Annotated in this window: 16 protein-coding genes and 1 pseudogene; 13 read left to right on the forward strand and 4 right to left on the reverse strand. The window is 65.3% G+C overall.

The genetic code is table 11. The features are described 5' to 3' along the window. Position 1 precedes the first annotated feature (1 nt). The 3 genes from B047_RS0114880 to B047_RS0114890 form a co-directional block, all read right to left on the reverse strand. Positions 2-325 (reverse strand): cupin domain-containing protein, encoded by a 324-nt coding sequence (locus B047_RS0114880; protein WP_018467770.1) that lies wholly within the window; start codon positions 323-325, stop codon positions 2-4. Positions 326-463: 138 nt separating this feature from the next. Beyond that, the gene (locus tag B047_RS0114885) at positions 464-1,144 is read right to left on the reverse strand and encodes a Crp/Fnr family transcriptional regulator (RefSeq protein WP_018467771.1); all 681 of its coding nucleotides are present in this window, start codon (positions 1,142-1,144) and stop codon (positions 464-466) included. Next, positions 1,141-3,198: an AfsR/SARP family transcriptional regulator gene (locus tag B047_RS0114890; protein ID WP_245533757.1), complete on the reverse strand. Its 2,058-nt coding sequence runs from the start codon at positions 3,196-3,198 to the stop codon at positions 1,141-1,143. The genes B047_RS0114885 and B047_RS0114890 overlap by 4 nt, the downstream gene beginning before the upstream one ends. Before the next feature lie 227 nt (positions 3,199-3,425). Here B047_RS0114890 and B047_RS0114895 point away from each other — a divergent pair, with 227 nt between their 5' ends. From B047_RS0114895 to B047_RS0114945, 11 genes and pseudogenes are all read left to right on the forward strand, one after another. Further along, positions 3,426-3,890: a hypothetical protein gene (locus B047_RS0114895; protein WP_018467773.1), complete on the forward strand. Its 465-nt coding sequence runs from the start codon at positions 3,426-3,428 to the stop codon at positions 3,888-3,890. A gap of 27 nt (positions 3,891-3,917) precedes the next feature. Continuing rightward, a complete protein-coding gene (locus B047_RS0114900; protein ID WP_018467774.1) occupies positions 3,918-4,511 on the forward strand; it encodes an MBL fold metallo-hydrolase in 594 nt (197 codons plus the stop codon). A gap of 196 nt (positions 4,512-4,707) precedes the next feature. Next, positions 4,708-4,863, forward strand: coding sequence for a hypothetical protein (locus B047_RS17335; protein WP_018467775.1), 156 nt, complete (start codon positions 4,708-4,710; stop codon positions 4,861-4,863). After that, positions 4,860-5,684 (forward strand): cytochrome c, encoded by an 825-nt coding sequence (locus B047_RS0114910; RefSeq protein ID WP_026234947.1) that lies wholly within the window; start codon positions 4,860-4,862, stop codon positions 5,682-5,684. The genes B047_RS17335 and B047_RS0114910 overlap by 4 nt, the downstream gene beginning before the upstream one ends. Beyond that, on the forward strand, positions 5,681-9,283 hold the full coding sequence (locus tag B047_RS0114915) for a nitrate reductase subunit alpha (RefSeq protein ID WP_018467777.1): 3,603 nt from the start codon (positions 5,681-5,683) through the stop codon (positions 9,281-9,283). The genes B047_RS0114910 and B047_RS0114915 overlap by 4 nt, the downstream gene beginning before the upstream one ends. 52 nt (positions 9,284-9,335) lie before the next feature. Beyond that, on the forward strand, positions 9,336-10,844 hold the full coding sequence (gene narH / locus B047_RS0114920; RefSeq protein ID WP_026234948.1) for a nitrate reductase subunit beta: 1,509 nt from the start codon (positions 9,336-9,338) through the stop codon (positions 10,842-10,844). Positions 10,845-10,853: 9 nt separating this feature from the next. Then, positions 10,854-11,438 carry a nitrate reductase molybdenum cofactor assembly chaperone gene (locus B047_RS0114925; RefSeq protein ID WP_018467779.1) on the forward strand — a complete coding sequence of 195 codons (585 nt, stop codon included), beginning with the start codon at positions 10,854-10,856 and terminating at the stop codon, positions 11,436-11,438. Continuing rightward, positions 11,435-12,205, forward strand: coding sequence for a respiratory nitrate reductase subunit gamma (gene narI / locus B047_RS0114930; RefSeq protein WP_018467780.1), 771 nt, complete (start codon positions 11,435-11,437; stop codon positions 12,203-12,205). Before B047_RS0114925 ends, narI begins: the two co-directional genes overlap by 4 nt. Continuing rightward, positions 12,192-13,535 (forward strand): MFS transporter, encoded by a 1,344-nt coding sequence (locus B047_RS0114935; RefSeq protein ID WP_018467781.1) that lies wholly within the window; start codon positions 12,192-12,194, stop codon positions 13,533-13,535. The genes narI and B047_RS0114935 overlap by 14 nt, the downstream gene beginning before the upstream one ends. Next, positions 13,535-14,890, forward strand: a complete 1,356-nt coding sequence (locus B047_RS0114940) for an MFS transporter (protein WP_018467782.1) — start codon at positions 13,535-13,537, stop codon at positions 14,888-14,890. The genes B047_RS0114935 and B047_RS0114940 overlap by 1 nt, the downstream gene beginning before the upstream one ends. Before the next feature lie 12 nt (positions 14,891-14,902). After that, positions 14,903-15,178: pseudogene (locus B047_RS0114945) on the forward strand (PHP domain-containing protein); the annotation flags it as partial. 199 nt (positions 15,179-15,377) lie between these two features. On the opposite strand, the gene B047_RS0114950 reads toward B047_RS0114945, so the two are convergent. Continuing rightward, on the reverse strand, positions 15,378-15,770 hold the full coding sequence (locus B047_RS0114950) for a S1 RNA-binding domain-containing protein (RefSeq protein ID WP_018467784.1): 393 nt from the start codon (positions 15,768-15,770) through the stop codon (positions 15,378-15,380). A 291-nt stretch (positions 15,771-16,061) separates the two neighbouring features. Between B047_RS0114950 and B047_RS0114955 the strand changes: the two genes are divergently transcribed. Together B047_RS0114955 and B047_RS0114960 are read left to right on the forward strand one after the other, a co-directional pair. Further along, complete coding sequence (locus tag B047_RS0114955) at positions 16,062-17,249, forward strand: acyl-CoA dehydrogenase family protein (protein ID WP_018467785.1); 1,188 nt, start codon at positions 16,062-16,064, stop codon at positions 17,247-17,249. Between the two features lie 107 nt (positions 17,250-17,356). Then, complete coding sequence (locus tag B047_RS0114960) at positions 17,357-17,572, forward strand: hypothetical protein (protein ID WP_157205956.1); 216 nt, start codon at positions 17,357-17,359, stop codon at positions 17,570-17,572. Positions 17,573-17,583: the final 11 nt, after the last annotated feature.

Raw genomic sequence — 17,583 nt, forward strand, 5'->3', positions numbered from 1 at the left:
TTCACTCCTTGGGGAGCAAGGTTAGCAGCAGGGTGAGGGGACTTTCGGCCCGGATGGCGTGGACCAGCCCGGCGGGCATATAGGCCCAGGTGCCGGGGCGGGCCTCGAGCGCATCCGGCCCCAGCCTGAGGGTGCCTGTGCCGGAGAGAACTTGTACGATGGCGGGCCTGCTGGCGGTGTGCTCGGTGAGCTCCTGCCCCGCGTCGAAGGCGAAGATCACCGTGCGGACGCCGCCCTCGTTGTGCAGTACGCGGCTCAAGATGCCGTCGGGCTGGACGGCGGCTTCCTGGTGGAGGTCGGGGAGGTAGTGGTAGGTAAGGGTCATGGCCTCATTGCACTCCCGTCGCCCGGGTGCGGGCCATGACCTGGGTCAAGGTTGCTTTGCTCTACCCGCCCACAAGCGCAAAGAACCCCTCGCCGCTGCCTTTGAGCCGGGCAAGCCCCTACGGGGTTTAGGCGCCGCTCAGGCCTCGGCCACCTCGCGCAGAGCGGCGGGGTCGTCGATCCAGACCCGGCGCTCGGCGAGCCGGATGAGCCCTCGGCGAAACAGCTCGCCCAGTTTGCGGCTCACCGCCTCGGGGACGGTGCCTAGCAACGCGGCGAGCTCGGGGTTGGTGGGCAGGCTAAAGCCCTGGCCCTCAGCCTCCAGCCGCCCCAGCAGGTACTCGGCCAGGCGGGCTGCAACCTCGTGGAACACCAGCCGGTCGAGCAGGTGTACGAGCTGCCCCTGGCGGCGGGCCAGGAAGCGGATGAGGGCGCGGGAGAGGGCGGGGTGGGTCTCGAGCAGGCGTTGGAAGGCTTCGGTGGGGATGGCCAGCAGGAGGCTGTCCTCCAGGGCTTCGGCACAGGCTGGGTAATGAGGCTTCTCCAGAAAGACGGCCACCGCGGCCACCGCATGGTAGGGGCCCTCGAGGTGCAGCACTATCTGGCGCCGTCCCTGAGGGTCCATCTTGTAGACCTTGATTACCCCCCGCGCCACGATGAACAGCGCGTGGACGGGGTCACCCTCGAGGAACAGCGTCTCTCCCTTGGGCAAGGAGCGCAGGCTGGCCACGGCGGCCAGGGCCTCGAGCTCGGGCGCGCCGAGGCCCTGGAAGAGGGGGCTCTGGGCCAGGATCTCCTGGACCTGAGGGCTGTGGGTCATGCCGGTTGCACCAGTCTGGCAAGGTTGGGGTCGATGGGCAGGCCCTCGCGTTGCATGCGGGTCTGGTACTGGCTGAAGAGGCTCTTGGCCTCGAGCTTTTGCCCCAGCTCCACGAGCTGCTGCATCAGGGCGCGGTAGGCCTCCTCGCGCCAGGGGTCGAGCTTGAGGATGCGGCGGTAGGCCTCCAGGGCTTCGCGGGGCTGGCCCAGCGAGCGGGCGATCTCGGCGCTGCGCAGCAGGGCGCCCACCGCGCGCTCGCGCAGGTAGGTGCGCTCGAGTTCGGCCCAGTCGGCATAGGGCTCGTCGCTGAGGAAGTCGCCCTTGTACAAGAGCAGGGCCTGGCGGTAGGCCTCCATGGCCGCCATGCCCTCCAGGCCATCGCCCCGGTGGATGAGCTGCTCGAAGCGCTCGACGTCGAGGAAGTAGGGGATTTGCGGGGCGAAGCGGTAGCCCTCGCCCTCGCGCAGGATGAGCCGGGGCTGAGCGGGATCGGGCTCCAAGGCCTGCCTGAGGTCGTGGACCAGCACGTGCAGGCGGGCCTGGGTGGCCTCGGGCTCCTCGCCAGGCCACAGCCGCTCGCACAGCTCCTCGCGCGACAGGGTCTGGCCCCGGTGGGCCAGCAGCAGCTTGAGCAGGGTGAGGGTCTGGCGGCGGCCAAAAGCTCTGGGCGTGAGGAGTTTGCCCTCCCTGCGCACCTGCAAGCCGCCGAAGGTGCGCAGCTCGAGCCAGGGCTCCTGCACGGGGCTAGCAGAGCATTGCTCGGGCCACAACACCTCGGCACCCAGCCGCTCGAGCCACAGCACCGGGGCCACCGCCTGGCTGGCGATGGGGGGTAGGCGGGTGAAGAAGAGCTGCTGCAACCCGACCACCCTGGGCCCCGACCACAGCGGCAGGCACTGCCGGGGCTGGCCCGTCCCCACGTGGGGACAGGCGGCCACTCCGCCGCGCACACCCAGGATCTGCCCTTCCCACACCGGGCAGCGCTCGGCGAAGCCGCAGTTCGGGGGGTTGCCCTTGCCGTGGACGTAGGTCTGGCCATCGGTCAGCAGCAGCCGCACGCACGCGGCCCCGCTAAGCTGGGCGCTCTGCTCGAGGAAGGCCTCGATCCCCTGCCCTTTGGGCTGCGCGTGCAGGGCACCCGCCACTGCCCGCAGCCCCGCCTCGCCCAGCCGGGTGAGTACGGTGTAGAGCGAGGCTGCGAGCATGGGCCCGATCAGGGTGAGTTGCTCGAGCAGTACTTCGTCGTCGGCGTCGGGGTCGCGGCTAGCCAGGTTGAGTACCCCGATGAGGCCTTGGGGACGATCCCCTTCGGGACAGGCGGGCAAAGCTCGCTGTTCACCCAGGGGCAGTTCCAGCGGATAGCAGACATAAGTTCTGTAGCCCAGCTTCTTGACCTTGAGCCGCAGGTAGCGGGCGTCGGAGGGGAGGTCGTGGGTGAGCAGGGGGTGGTGCTCAAGGGCAACCAACCCCGGATAGCCCTCGCCCCAGGCGAACCAGGCTTTCTCGAGGAAGGCCTCGCGGTGCACGCCGTCGTAGGCGCTGAGCACCAGGTAGTGCTCCTGGGGGTCGGCCAGGAAGAGCTCGGCTGCCTCCATCCCCAGCGCCCGCCGCAGGCTGCCCAGGAAGACCTGCAAGGTCTGAAAGAAGCTGCCCGGCTCGGCGGCCAGCTTGCGTGCGGCCCAGGAGAGCGAGGCCAGGGGTTCGCTCGAGTCCGTCCGCTTCTCCGGCTTCAGCTCGATGTGAACCCCAAAGCCGACATGCCCCTGGCAGATCAGGCGTTTACCCCCACAGGAGACGGCGGTGCTGGCCTGGTACGCCCCGTGCTTGATCTCCCGCTGCACCGGGCAGCGCACGCACAGCGGGCGGCCAAACCCGTCGGTTCCCGCCACCACCTCGGCGCAGCGCTTGCCCAGCACCTGCTCGGCAGACAGCCGGAAAAACGCGGCAGCCCCCGAACTCCAGGCCGCGATGCGGCCTTCTTTGTCGAGTTGCCAGCGCACCCGGTTCATCCGCAGCTTTAGCCTAGGCAACCCCGGCAGGTCATTTGTCCTCACGTCTGCTGGGTCTAAAGGTTGTGTCCCACCGCTATTGCATACAACCGGACGGCAAAAGCGCAGCTTTTGCCGTCCGGTTATTTTCGACGTTAGGCCGCACTCAGCTAAGTACCCCACGGGAAGATTCGCATTCCCATCGGCGTGCGGACAAACGCTTCCCGTGCGGGCTTCAGATGAGTTAAAGTCAAGCGAAGAGCACTCAACTAGGCTAGGAAGGAACATGGAGTATGGCTGACGAAACGACGAGCACTCAGGGAAAGCAACCCGTAACGCCGAATCCCGACCTCAAGCCGTTGGATCGGCTAGTTGGAACCTGGAAGATGTCGGGAGATGTCAGCGGAACGGTACGCTACGAGTGGATGGCTGGTGGCTTCTTTTTGATTCAGCACGTCAACCTTGAAGCGCAAGGCGGTCAGCGAATACAGGGCATAGAGATTATTGGACACCTCCACCGCTACGGCGAGGAGCCAAGTCCGGATATTCACTCCCGCTACTACAGCAGTACAGGGGAGACGCTTGACTACGTATACGACTTGGACGGGGATACACTGACGATTTGGTTTGGCGAACGCGGTTCTCCAGCATATTATCGAGGAACCTTCAGTAGCGATGGTACGACCTTGAATGGCGCGTGGCACTATCCCGGCGGGGGTGGGTACGAAGCGAACGCGACGCGCATGACCCATTCATAACCTTGAGCGACGTGATGTGTATATGCTATGGGCATAGCAAAAGCCGTAACCATTGTGAACGTTGGTTACCGCTCGACCAATTACTGGGTTGTAAGCGCGGGCTCTTCTCGCTTGCTTGTCGACATCGGCTGGCCAGGGACTCTCGGGACCATGAAGGCCAACCTCAGGAAGATGGGGATACCCCTTCACGAGATTCGCTACGCATTTGCCACCCATTACCACATTGACCACGCGGGGCTTGCAGAGGAATTGAAGAGGGAGGGCGTTCCCCTTCTCGTACTCGAGGTTCAAGTGGCTGCCATCCCTGTGATGAAAACTTGGACGAAGCCCGGGGACGGCTACGTTGATATTACAGAAGAAGGTAACGTCGTCATCTCGTCCGAGCAGAGCCGCCAACTCCTTGGCCAGATGGGGATTGCTGGGGAAATTCTGCATACGCCCGGTCACACCGATCATTGTGTCTCGCTCTTCCTCGAGGATGGTTCGGTTTTCACCGGGGATCTCCCATCGGAAGCCTATGCTTCCGATAACCCTGTCGCTGTGGCAAGTTGGAAATTCCTTCGAGAAAAGGGGGCCACCCGAGTGTATCCCGGACACGGCCCTGTAAGGCCACTCGAGTAAAGACCGCTAGGGCATAGCCCATCAACATAGTTCATTGCCCGTTTGCCCTCGAGCCCGCCTCGAGGGCCTTTTCGTGCATGGCTCGAGTGGGTCAAACGTCCCGAGGGTGTAAGCGGGCGGTAAGGGTAGGGGGGGAAGCTGGGGGCGTATGGCACAGGAGCCCACTCCCAGAAACCTTCCCAGAGCGCAGGGGCCTGTGTATTTGGTGCTGCTTTGGCCGGACGGGGCCGGCAACTGGGAAGGCCGGATCAAGGACGCCAAGACCGGGGCCGAGATCCCCTTCGGGGAGATCGAGGAACTCGTGTCCTGGCTGGAAGCCCACAAGAACGACGAAAGCAGGAGGTCGGCATGAATAGAACCTTGCTCGCTGTGGCAGTGGGTTCGCTGCTGGGTTTGGCCTGGGCCCAAGACGGCAAAACCCTCTACCAGAACAACTGCGCGGGCTGTCACGGGGCCCAGGCCCAGGGCATCCCTGGGGCCTTCCCGCCCCTGGCCGCCAACCCACGGATGGCCGATGAAGCCTATGTGCTGAAGGTGATCCGCCAAGGGTTGAGCGGGCCGCTCGAGGTCGCCGGGCAGACCTACAACGGCGTTATGCCCCCCATGGCCCAGGTCTCGGAGGCCGACGCCAAGGCCATCGTCGCCTATTTGAAAGGCCTGGCCGGGGGAAGTGCCCAAGCTGAGCCTGCGGCCCCAGCGCCCGCTCCCACACCCCAACCTGCCGCGTCCCCGGCGCCCAAGGCGGGGCAGGCCGCCGTGGGCCGGGCCCTCTTCACCGGGCAAAAGGCCTTTGCCAAGGGCGGGGCGCCCTGCATGGCCTGCCACAACGCGGGCGACCTCGGCCCCATGGGCGGGGGCAGCCTGGGCAAGGACCTCACCGACCTCTACCTGCGGTTGGGTGAGGTGGGCATCAAGGGGACGCTTTCCAACATCGCCTTCCCGGTGATGCGTGAAGCCTACAAGGGCAAGCCCCTCACCGAAGCCGAGATCGACGCCCTGGTCGCTTTCTTCGCCCAGGCCAGCAAGGAAGGCCACTACTCCAGCGCCGTCTATGGCGGGCGCATGTGGTATGCCGCCGTTCCCATCGCATTAGCCCTGTTTGGGGTAATGGCCCTGATCTGGCTGGGCCGCAGGCCCAGCCTGGCCGAACGCCTTCGCAGGAGGAGAGCATGAACCAGTGGTTCAAAGAGATCGAAGCCCCCGCCGAGCGCAAGTGGGAGGAGTTCTACCGCAACCGCTTCGCCCACGACAAGCGGGTGCGCACCACCCACGGTGTCAACTGCACCGGCTCGTGCAGTTGGGAGGTCTTCGTCAAGGATGGCATCGTGACCTGGGAACTCCAGGCCACCGACTACCCGCAGCTCGAGGCCGGCCTGCCCCCCTACGAGCCCCGCGGCTGCCAGCGCGGCATCAGCTTTAGCTGGTACCTCTACAGCCCCATCCGGGTGAAGTATCCCTACGCCCGCGGGGCCCTGCTCGATCTGTGGCGCGAGGCGCGCCAGCAGCACGCCGACCCGGTCGAAGCCTGGAAGAGCATCGTGAGCAACCCCGACAAGCGGCGGCGCTACCAGAAGGCGCGGGGCAAGGGCGGCTTCCGCCGGGTCGCCTGGGAGGAGGCGCTGGAGATCATCGCCGCCAGCGTGGTCCACACCACCAAGCAGCACGGCCCCGACCGGGTGATCGGCTTCAGCCCCATCCCCGCCATGTCGCAGATCTCCTACGCGGCGGGCTCGCGCTTCCTGACGCTGCTGGGTGGGGTGGCGATGAGCTTTTACGACTGGTACTGCGACCTGCCCCCGGCTTCGCCCGAGATCTGGGGTGAGCAGACCGACGTGCACGAGTCGGCCGATTGGTACAACGCCCGCTTCATCGCGGTGATGGGCTCCAACCTCAACATGACCCGCACCCCGGACACCCACTTCATCGCCGAGGTGCGCCACGCGGGGGCCAAGCTCACCGTCTTCAGCCCCGACTTCTCCATGGTCGCCAAGTACGCCGACTGGTGGATCCCCTCCAACCCCGGTCAGGACACCGCCTTCTGGATGGCGGTCAACCACGTGCTGCTCAAGGAGTACTACGTCCTGCGGCAGGTGCCCTACTTCAGCGACTACCTCAAGCGCTACACCGACAACCCCTTCCTGGTCGAGGTCGCGGGCCGCAGGCCGGGGCGCTACCTACGGGCGGGTCGCCTCGAGGCCTACAAGGACGTCGAGAACGGCGACTGGAAGCTGTTGATGTGGGACGCCCAGCGCGGGCCCGCCATGCCCGGGGGCACCATCGGCTTCCGCTGGCAGAGCGAGAAGGGGCAGTGGAACCTCGAGCTCAAGGACCCCACCAGCGGCCAGCCCATCGACCCGCTGCTCTCCTTCCGCGACCAGGCCGACGAGGTGCGACTGCTCGAGTTCGACGACTTCACCACCGGCAAGACGCTCGAGCGCGGCGTTCCGGTCAAGTACGTCCAGACCAAGGACGGCGAGCGGGTGGCGGTCACCACCGTCTTCGACCTGCTGTTGGCCCAGTTCGGCGTGGAGAGGGGCCTGGGCGGGGCCTATCCCCGGGGCTACGACGACGAGGAAGGGCTCTACACCCCCGCCTGGCAGGAGAAGTACACCGGCATCCACCGCGACACCGTGATCCGCTTCGCGCGCGAGTGGGCCGACAACGGCGAGAAGACCAAGGGCAAGAACCTCATCATCATCGGGGCCGGGGCCAACCACTGGTACCACAACAACCTGCTCTACCGCGCCGGGATCGTGGCCCTGATGCTCACCGGCAGCGTGGGGGTCAACGGCGGCGGGCTGGCGCACTACGTGGGCCAGGAGAAGCTGGCCAATCAGGCTTCCTGGGGCCCCATCGCCTTCGCCGGCGACTGGGGGATGGCCCCCCGGCAGCAGAACACCCCCAGCTTCCACTACGTCCACACCGACCAGTGGCGCTACGAGCGCGGCTACCGCGACTACGACAGCCTGCCGGGCCGGGAGGAGGAGCGCCTCGCCGACCACACCATCGACCACCAGGCCCGCGCGGTGCGCAAGGGTTGGCTGCCCTTCTTCCCGCAGTTCAACCGCTCGAGCCTCGAGGTCGTGCGCGAGGCCCAGGCCAAAGGCGCCAAAACCGACGCCGAGATCGTGCAGTACGTGGTCGAGCAGCTCAAGAGCGGCAAGCTCGAGTTCGCCATCGACGACCCCGACGCCCCCTCCAACTGGCCGCGCACCTGGTTCATCTGGCGCGGCAACGCCATCGGCACCAGCATGAAAGGCCACGAGTACATGCTGCGCCACTACCTGGGCACCCACACCAACGCCATCGCCCCCGAGCAAGCCAAGGGCTGGGTGAGCGAGGTCAAGTACCGCCCGCAGGCCCCCGAGGGCAAGATCGACCTGGTCGTCGACCTCAACTTCCGCATGGACACCTCGGCGCTGTACTCCGACCTCGTGCTCCCGGCGGCCACCTGGTACGAGAAGGAGGACCTCAACACCACCGACTTGCACACCTTCATCAACCCCATGCAGGCGGCAGTTCCCCCGGCTTGGGAGTCGAAGCCCGACTGGGAGATCTACAAGGCCATCGCCCAGAAGGTCTGTGAGCTGGCCAAGCCCCACTTCCCCGAGCCCGTCAAGGACGTGGTGATGCTGCCCCTGCAGCACGACACCCCCGACGAGCTGGCCCAGCCCAGCGACAAGGACTGGAAGCGGGGCGAGGTGGAGGCCATCCCCGGCAAGACCATGCCCAAGTTCCGCGTCGTCGAGCGTGACTACAGCAAGCTCTACGAGAAGATGGTCACCCTGGGCCCCGTGGTGGAGCAGAACGGGGTGGGGATGCACGGGCTGTCGATCCCGGTGCAGGACTTCTACCAGGAACTCGCCCGGCGCCAGGGGCGCTCCTTCGATGGGCGGGTGTTGCCGAGCCTCGAGGAGGCCCGTGAGGTCGCCGAGGCCATCCTCTTCCTCGACCCCGTCTCCAACGGCGAGCTGGCCTACCGCGCCTTCAAGGACGAGGAGAAGAAGACCGGGCAGAAGCTCACCGACCTGGCCGAGCCCGTGCGCGACGTGCGCATCGGCTTCAAGGACATCGTAGCCCAGCCCAGGCGCATGCTCACCTCGCCCACCTGGAGCGGCTTGATCAACCAGGGGCGCGCCTACAGCCCCTACACCCTCAACGTCGAGCGGCTCATCCCCTGGCGCACCCTCACCGGGCGGCAGCACTTCTACCTCGACCACCCGGGCTACCTGGCCTGGGGCGAGCACCTGCCCACCTACAAGCCCCGTCCCGACCACACCATGCTGATGGAGACCGAGAAGAGCGCGGCGGAGGCCCAGGGCAAGCTGCTCAACTACATCACCCCCCACGGCAAGTGGAGCATCCACTCCACCTACTCCGAGAACCACCGCATGATGACCCTCTCGCGCGGGGGCTACCCGGTGTGGCTCAACGACAAGGACGCCCTTGAGATGGGCATCGCCGACAACGACTGGGTCGAGGTCTTCAACGACAACGGCGTCTTCGTGCAGCGCTGCATCGTTTCGGCCCGCATCCCCAGGGGCACGGTCTTCGTCTACCACGCCACCGAGCGCACCGTGGGTATCCCCAAGAGCCCCCTGCGCGGCAAGCGCGCGGGCATGAACAACTCCCTCACCCGCGCCCGCCTCAAGCCGGTGCTGATGTCGGGCGGCTACGCCCAGTTCACCTACGCCTTCAACTACTGGGGGCCCACCGGGGTCAACCGCGACACCTTCGTCTACGTGCGGCGCATCGAGGAGCCGCAGTGGTGACTCGTGGGGCCGGGTCTGAGGCCCGGCCCCACACAGAGCCAAAGGAGACCAAATGAACGTCCGAGCCCACATGAGCATGCTCTTCCACCTCGACAAGTGCATCGGTTGCCACACCTGTTCAGTGGCCTGCAAGAACCTCTGGACCGATAGACGGGGCACCGAGTACATGTGGTGGAACAACGTCGAGACCCGCCCCGGCACGGGCTACCCCACCGGCTGGGAAGAGCAGGAGCGCTTTGAGGGTGGCTGGGAGCTGAAGAACGGCGAGCTCGAGCTGCGCCTGCACTCGAGGGCGCGGGGGCTCTCCAGGCTGTTCTTCAACCCCGCTCTGCCCACCCTCGACGACTACTACGAGCCTTACACCTTCCGCTACCAGGACCTCTTCAGCGCCCCTGAGGGCACCGATCAGCCCACCGCCATCCCCATCTCGATGGTCACGGGCGAGCCCATCCAGATCGAGGCCGGCCCGAGCTGGGACGACGACCTGGGAGGCTCCAACCTCTACGCCAAGAACGACCCCAACTGGCAGGGCGTGGATCCCGACATCCAGGCCCAGATGCACGAGATCGAGCGGGTGGTCTTCAACTACCTGCCGCGCATCTGCAACCACTGCCTCAACCCCGCCTGCGTGGCGGCCTGCCCCAGCGGGGCCATCTACAAGCGCGCCGAGGACGGGGTGGTGCTGGTCAACGAGAACAAGTGCAAGGCCTGGCGCATGTGCGTGGCGGCCTGCCCCTACAAGAAGGTCTACTACAACTGGGCCAGCGGCAAGAGCGAGAAGTGCATCCTCTGCTTCCCGCGCCTCGAGACCGGCCAGGCCCCGGCCTGCGCCCATAGCTGCGTGGGCCGCATCCGCTACATGGGGGTGCTGCTCTATGACGCCGACAAGATCTACGCCGCCGCCAGCGCCCCAAAGGAGCGGCTGGTCGAAGCCCAGCGCGAGGCCATCCTCGACCCCTTCGACCCCGCCGTGATCGCCGCCGCCAAGGAGGGGGGCCTCGATGACGAGTGGATCAAGGCCGCCCAGAACTCCCCGGCCTACAAGTTCGTCAAGCTGTGGAAGCTGGCCCTGCCGCTGCACCCCGAGTACCGCACGCTGGCGATGATGTTCTACATCCCCCCGCTCTCGCCCGTCGTCAGCACCCTCGAGCGTGGCCTGATCAAGCTCGACCTGCCGCCCGAGCGCATGGACTTCGAGCTTTTCGATAACCTGGACAAGGCCCGATTGCCGCTGGAGTACCTCGCCAACCTCTTCGCCGCCGGAAACGTCGCACTCATCGAGCCCATCCTCAAGAAGATGCTGGCCGTGCGCATCCTCAAGCGCCGCCAAAGCGTCTACGGGGAGGTCGATGCCCAGACCCTGGCGCTGCTCGAGGCCGCCGGGACCAGCCTGGAGGAGGCCGAGGCCATCTACGAGCTCACCACCCTGCCCACCCTCGAGGAGCGCTTCGTGATCCCACCCTACCACCGCGAGGCGGCCGCCGAGCTCTACAACGACCCGCTGGCCCACAAAGGCGAGGTGGGCCTGGGCTACATCCAGCCCCCCCAGCGGGGCGAGTGAGGGGATGGCATGAGCCCCAACCCCACCCTCAAGACCCTCGCGCTGGCCTTCGAGTACCCGCGCCAGGGCAGCCTGGGCGTGCTGTGGGAGCAGACCCACTCCCTGCCCCATAGCCCGGCCAAGCTCCACCTCGAGCGCTTCCTCAAGGCCGTTTCAGAGCTCAAGCTCTCCGAGCGCGAGGAGCTGCACACCCGCACCCTCGACCTCTCGCCGCTCTTCGCGCCCTACGTGGGCTTCGCGGTCTACGGCGAGGACTACCGCCGCGGGGCCTTCATGGCCGCGCTGAGCCGCGGGATGCGGGAGCTGGGCCTCGAGCTGCGCGGCGAACTGCCCGACCACCTGGCGGTGGTGCTCTCCTACCTGGCCATTGCCGCCGAGCCGCTACCCGAGCTGATGGAGCTGCTCGAGCCCGCGCTCGCGGCGATGCACAAGACCCTCAAGACCCTGGAGCCGGACAACCCCTACCTGCACCTGCTCGAGGCGGTGCGGCAGGCGGTGCGGGAGCTTCCCAGAGCCAAGGGCCAGAGCCAGGCGCAGCGCAGCTCCTGGCCCTCCCTCGGCGCTCAATCCTCCCCCGGAGGAGGTATCCGATGAACTGGAATACCCTGCTCTTTTTGGTTTTCCCCTACGTCGCGCTCGCGCTGGCGGTGGTGGTCAGCGTGATCCGCATGCGCGGGCGGCCCTTCTCGGTCTCGGCCCAGTCGAGCCAGTTGCTCGAGGCACGCAAGCTCTACTTCGGCTCCACCGCCATGCACTGGGGGCTGGTGCTGATTTTGGGTGGGCACCTGCTGGCGGTGCTGCTGCCCAAGGGGCTGCTGTTGTGGAACGCGGTGCCCCTGCGGTTGTACCTGCTGGAGATCACCGGCCTGGCCCTGGCGCTGTGGGCGGGCGTGGGCGTGTGGATCCTGCTGGCGCGCCGCCTGGGCGACGCCCGTGTGCGGGTGGTCTCCACCCCCATGGACTACGTGGTGTTGCTGCTGTTGCTGGTCTCCATCATCACCGGCATCATCACCGCGGGCGCCTACCGCTTCGGCTCCTACTGGTTCCCGGCGGTATTTACCCCCTACTTCTGGAGCATCTTTACCCTCCAGCCGCGCCCCGAACTCGTCGCCGACCTGCCCTTCTGGATCCGGCTTCACGTCTTCAACTTCTGGCTGCTGGTAGCGGTGTTTCCCTTCTCCCGGCTCATCCACATCATCACCGTGCCACTGGGCTATTTGTGGCGGCCCTGGCAGATCGTGATCTGGCTGCGACGCAAGCGCCGCCTGCGGGCTACCCCGCCCGCGGTGGCCCAACCCGTGCCCGCCTCTAAGCCACAGCCCATCATGCAGGACAAAGGAGGTTCGTATGGTGCAGACTAGCGCTCCTGCAGCTCCCTCCGAGCGCAGGGCCCGGCTCGAGGTCCTCACCCTCTCCACCCTCGGTTTCACGCTGATGTTCGCGGTGTGGCTGATGTTCGGGGTACTGGGCATCCCCATTCGCAAGGAGTTTGGGCTCAGTGACGTGCAGCTTAGCTGGCTGTCGGCGGTGGCCATCCTCAACGGTTCTATCTGGCGTCTTGTGGCCGGAATCTTGACGGACCGCTACGGCGGCAAGGTGGTTTTCACCACCATGCTCTTCCTCACCGCCATTCCCGCTTACCTGGTCTCCCAGGCCAGCAGCTACCAGGCGCTGCTGCTCTACGCCTTCTTGGTGGGTTTCGCCGGCAACGCCTTTAGCGTAGGGATCGCCTGGAACTCGGCCTGGTTTCCCCGTGAACAGCAGGGCTTTGCCTTGGGCGTGTTCGGCGCGGGCAACGTGGGGGCTAGCGTTACCAAGTTCATCGGTCCGGCCATTATCGCCTCGGTACCCGCCGCCGGATACCTGGGCGGCCTGGTGCCGGGTGGTTGGCGCTTTGTGCCCTTCTTCTATGCCGTTTTGCTGATCCTGATGGGGTTGGCCATGTGGCTATTCACCCCCCGCCAGGACAAAAAACCCGGCCAGGGCCGCCCCCTCGCAGAGATGTTGAGGCCCCTTAGGTACGTGCGGGTGTGGCGCTTCAGCCTGTACTACGTGGTGGTCTTCGGGGCCTATGTGGCGCTGTCGGCCTGGTTGCCGAAGTACTACGTAGACGTCTTTGGCCTGCCCCTTTACCAGGCCGCGCTGCTCACGGCGCTTTTCATCTTTCCGGCCTCGCTCTTGCGCCCTGTGGGCGGCTACTTCTCCGATCGCTTCGGCGCACGGCGGGTGATGTACTGGACCTTCGGCATCATCCTGCTCGCCAGCGGCATCTTGATGATGCCCAACGGACATATCGTGCTCTACCTGCCTACTAAGTACGAGGCCGACGGCCTGCGCGAGGTGATGCGCTACACGATGACGCTCTGGCCATTCACCTTCTCGGTCTTCCTCATCGGCGTGGGTATGGGCATTGGCAAGGCCGCCGTCTACAAGCACATCCCCGAGTACTTTCCCAAAGACGTGGGCGCGGTAGGGGGCCTGGTGGGGATGCTGGGAGCGCTGGGCGGCTTCCTTCTGCCCCCGCTCTTCGCTTACGCCCAGGCCTTTACCGGCCTGCCCCAGACCACCTTCCTCATCCTCTTCCTCCTGACCCTCCTAAGCGCCATCTGGATGCACCTTACCGTGCTCTCGCTGTTGCAGCAGGCTGCTCCGGAGCTCAAGAACCGCTTTGAGTACCAAGGAGAACACTGATGGCTTTTCGTATCTCTACAAAAAATGCCACCTGGCTCGAGCGCTGGGAGCCGGAGGACCCTGCCTTCTGGAAGGGGGTGGGGCAGCCTTTGGCCTGGCGCACCCTCTGGATCACCACCTTCAACCTAACGCTCTCCTTTATCGTCTGGTTCATGGTCTCAGCCATCGTGGTCCGTCTGCCCGGCATCGGTTTTCGCTTCAGTACTACCGAGCTCTTCTGGCTCACTGCCATGCCGGGGCTGGCCGGAGGTACGCTTCGCATCGTCTGGACCTTCCTGCCCCCCATTTTGGGTACCCGGCACCTGGTCACCCTCTCCACCCTCCTCCTTCTCATCCCGGTGCTGGGCTGGAGCTATGCCATCGGTAACCCTCATACGCCCTACTGGGTCATGCTGCTCCTGGCCCTCTTAGCCGGCTTGGGCGGGGCCAACTTCTCGGGCTTCATGCCCTCCACCAGCTACTTCTTCCCCAAGAGGCTTCAGGGAACCGCCTTGGGCCTCCAAGCCGGCCTCGGCAACTTCGGGGTCTCTATCGTCCAGTTCATCGCCCCCTGGGTGGTGGGCTTCCCCCTCTTCCTCTCCGGACTTTTGGGCCTGGGCATTCCCCAGACCTTCATCAAGGGCGAGGCCTCCAACCCCATCTGGCTGCACAATGCCGCTTTGGTCTGGACGCTTTTTCTCCTGCTTGGGGCCTTCTTGGCCTGGAACCTCCTCAAGAGCGTGCCGGTGCGGGCCAACTTCCGTGAGCAATTCGACATCTTCCGCGACAAGCACACTTGGGTGATGACCCTCTTGTACATCGCCACCTTCGGCTCCTTCTCGGGTCTTTCGGCAGTGTTTCCTCTCTTGATCCGGCAGCTCTACGGCCGCTTCGAGGGGGCTCCCGACCCTTTGACCTACGCCTTCCTCGGACCTTTGGTGGGCTCGCTTCTTCGGGTTGCCTTTGGTCCGGTGGCCGACCGGGTGGGTGGGGCTGTCCTCACCCAGATAAGCACCTTGGGACTTTTGGGGAGCGCGCTCGCCCTCGGCTTCTTCGTCACTCCTAACTCGCTTGCCGAATTCCCCCTCTTCGTAGGGCTGATGCTCTCCCTCTTCTTCTTCGCGGGCATTGGCAATGCCAGCACCTTCAAGCAGATCCCCATGATTTTCCCGCCGCGCAAGGCGGGGGGAGTGATCGGCTGGACTGCGGCGGTGGCTGCCTACGGGCCTTTCCTCTTCTCGGTTATGATCGCCTGGGTGCTCGCCCGTGCCGGCTCGCCAGCCCCCTTCCTCTTTGGTCTTTCGGCCTTCTACGCCTTGTGTGCTGGGTTCAACTGGCACTTCTACGCCCGCAAGGGGGCGGAAAAGCCCTGCTGAGTGCCCTCTTGAGAGAAGGTCTTTTCTCGGGCTAAATCGCTGGGCAAGGCCGTAGAGATCGACGGCTACTACGACCGCCTGGACCTGCCCGACGTGCTGGCCCGCCAGGCGGGGGAGATGGGGGTGATGATCTCCCTATCTACCGATGCCCACCAGATCGACCACCTGCGTTTCATGGAGTTGGCGGTGGGCACCGCCCAGCGTGCCTGGTTGGAACCCGCGCAGGTCCTCAACACCAAGCCGCTCGCAAAGTTGCTGGGGTGGCTCGAGGGGGTCCGGCAGAGCTGATACCGGATTCAAAAAGATACTCTTCAAAACCAAAAACCCAGGGGCTATCTTTTTGAATCCTAGAGCACTCCCTTCGGTCGGGTTAGTTCGTCACCATTCGGTGACGAACTAACCGAATCTGGTATGACGGCTCATCGCTTTCCGCTTTCCCAAACACCAAACCCGCCCCGTAGGGCGGGCAGGAATTCGACAGGTGTCGTTAGCGCCGTCCGCGGCCACCTTTACCCTTGCCGGGCTTCTTGCTGCCTCCGCCGCCGAAGCCGCCTCCGCCCGAACCGCGCAAGAAGCTCTTGAGCTTGTTCTCGAACTCGGGGGCCTGGCGCGGCAGGCGCTTGGGACGCGGGGGTTCGACGGGCGCGGGGGTGAGTTCTTTGATGGAGAGATCCAGACGGCCCTTCTCGTCGCGGCCCAGCACCAACACCTGCACCACCTCGCCTTCGGAGAGGTGGTCGCGCACGTTCTTGACGAACTCGTGGGCGATCTGCGAGATGTGGACCAACCCCGACTCACCGTTGGGCAACTCCACGAAAGCCCCAAAATCCATGATCCGCGTCACGCGGCCTTCAACGATGGCACCAGCTTCGATCTGCATTCAGCTATTCCTCCATGGGGCGTGAGCTTCCTTCCCCAATGGGGAAAGCCTTGGCTCTTGGGGATGTCTCACGGCGTCCTCACTATAGCACGAGGGGATGACAAGGGGATTTGCCCAATCACCAAGCGCCACAACTACGGAGCGAATTTCGTCGGGGACGTGGTCGGCTCGAGGTGCTTTGCGCAGGGGGTGTGGGCGAGAAGCCATTTGCGTACGGCCTACCCCGGTCATTGATATATGACGTTTTTACGTTATGATGTTTGTAAAGCGTTATGTTTTTTGGAGGTCAGGATGCTGCTCACCGAAAAATCCCGCGATCTGTGGTTTGAACTAGGCCCCGAGGAGCGCCAGATCATCGGCGCGCTGCGTGACTTCTTGCAGGCCGAGGTGGCTCCCGGGGCCGCCGAGCGTGACCGCACGGGGGAGTTCCCACTGGCGATCGTCAAGAAGCTGGGCGAGCTGGGGGTGATGGGGGCCAACGTGCCCGAGCAGTACGGTGGTGCCGGGCTCACGACCCGCATGTTCACCCGCATCATCGAAGAGATTGGCGCGGTGGACGGCTCACTAGGGCTTACCGTGGCTTCGCACAACTCGCTGTGCATCGGCCACATCCTGACCGCTGGGAGTGAGGCCCAGAAGCGGGAATTCCTGCCCAGGTTGGCTATGGCCGAGGTGCTGGGGGCGTGGGGCCTGACCGAGCCGGGCTCAGGCTCGGACGCGGCTGCGCTGCGCACGCGGGCTGAGGAGACCCCTGAAGGCTTCGTGATCAACGGCTCCAAGCAGTTCATCACCCAGGGGTCGGTGGCCGGGGTCTACGTGATCAACGCCCGCACCGACCCCGCGCCTGCCCCCGACAAGAAACACCTGGGGCTTTCGGCCTTCGTGTTCTACCGCCCGGCGGAGGGCTTGCGGATAGGCCGCAAGGAAGAGAAGCTCGGCCTGTACTCCTCCGACACCGCCCAGCTCATCTTCGAGGATTTGCGTGTGGGTAAGGATGCGCTCATAGGTGAGCGGGGTAAGGGCTTCTACGACGTGATGAAGGTGCTCGAGGGCGGTCGCATTGGCATCGCCGCGCTTTCAGTGGGGTTGGGACGGGCCGCGCTCGAGTTCGCCGCGAAGTATGCGCTCGAGCGCGAGCAATTCGGCAAGCCCATCGCCGAGTTCCAGGGCGTGAGCTTCAAGCTCGCCGAGATGGCGACCGACCTCGAGGCCGCCCGCCTGCTCTACCTGCGCGCCGCCGAGCTGCGCGACGCGGGCCGTCCCTTCGGCACGGAGGCCGCGCAGGCCAAGATGTTCGCCTCCGAGGTCGCGGTGAAGGCCTGCGACGAGGCCATCCAGGTGCTCGGCGGCTACGGCTACATCAAGGAGTATCCCGTCGAGCGCTACTGGCGCGACGCCCGCCTCATGCGCATCGGTGAGGGCACCACCGAGGTGCTCAAGGTCATCATCGCGCGCAACCTGCTGGCGAAGTTCAGGTGAAGCGCAAGACACTAAACGCTCGATGGTGGCAACTCGAGCGCGTGCACGAGGCCCAAATGAGAGCGGCCTAGCATTCGCGCCCCTGGTTATTGCCTACCCTGAAGAGCGTGAAAGCCTACTGGTCTGGCATGCCCCGCGGCCCCCTGGTCTGGGCGGGTATTGGATTGGCCTTGATCATCGGTTTGTTTCTGGCGGTCTGGATCTTTACCACGATCTGGGTGCTGGGTTTGATCGGGGCAGCCCTCGCGGCGCTCGGCTACGCCTGGCAGCGACTGCTTCCCCGCCGCTGGAAACGCCGCAGGCCTCCGCAGCTTTGGCGCTAACCCTGCTTCGG

The organism is Calidithermus timidus DSM 17022, assembly GCF_000373205.1.
GTDB classification, from domain to species: domain Bacteria; phylum Deinococcota; class Deinococci; order Deinococcales; family Thermaceae; genus Calidithermus; species Calidithermus timidus.

Coding starts and splice junctions, on each gene's coding strand:
- B047_RS0114915 (WP_018467777.1), top strand. CDS start 5,681: ATGAACCAGTGGTTCAAAGAGATCGAAGCCCCCGCCGAGCGCAAGTGG.
- B047_RS0114950 (WP_018467784.1), bottom strand. CDS start 15,770: ATGCAGATCGAAGCTGGTGCCATCGTTGAAGGCCGCGTGACGCGGATC.
- narI (WP_018467780.1), top strand. CDS start 11,435: ATGAACTGGAATACCCTGCTCTTTTTGGTTTTCCCCTACGTCGCGCTC.
- B047_RS0114935 (WP_018467781.1), top strand. CDS start 12,192: ATGGTGCAGACTAGCGCTCCTGCAGCTCCCTCCGAGCGCAGGGCCCGG.
- narH (WP_026234948.1), top strand. CDS start 9,336: ATGAACGTCCGAGCCCACATGAGCATGCTCTTCCACCTCGACAAGTGC.
- B047_RS0114955 (WP_018467785.1), top strand. CDS start 16,062: ATGCTGCTCACCGAAAAATCCCGCGATCTGTGGTTTGAACTAGGCCCC.
- B047_RS0114910 (WP_026234947.1), top strand. CDS start 4,860: ATGAATAGAACCTTGCTCGCTGTGGCAGTGGGTTCGCTGCTGGGTTTG.
- B047_RS0114880 (WP_018467770.1), bottom strand. CDS start 325: ATGACCCTTACCTACCACTACCTCCCCGACCTCCACCAGGAAGCCGCC.
- B047_RS0114895 (WP_018467773.1), top strand. CDS start 3,426: ATGGCTGACGAAACGACGAGCACTCAGGGAAAGCAACCCGTAACGCCG.
- B047_RS0114900 (WP_018467774.1), top strand. CDS start 3,918: ATGGGCATAGCAAAAGCCGTAACCATTGTGAACGTTGGTTACCGCTCG.
- B047_RS0114885 (WP_018467771.1), bottom strand. CDS start 1,144: ATGACCCACAGCCCTCAGGTCCAGGAGATCCTGGCCCAGAGCCCCCTC.
- B047_RS0114940 (WP_018467782.1), top strand. CDS start 13,535: ATGGCTTTTCGTATCTCTACAAAAAATGCCACCTGGCTCGAGCGCTGG.
- B047_RS0114925 (WP_018467779.1), top strand. CDS start 10,854: ATGAGCCCCAACCCCACCCTCAAGACCCTCGCGCTGGCCTTCGAGTAC.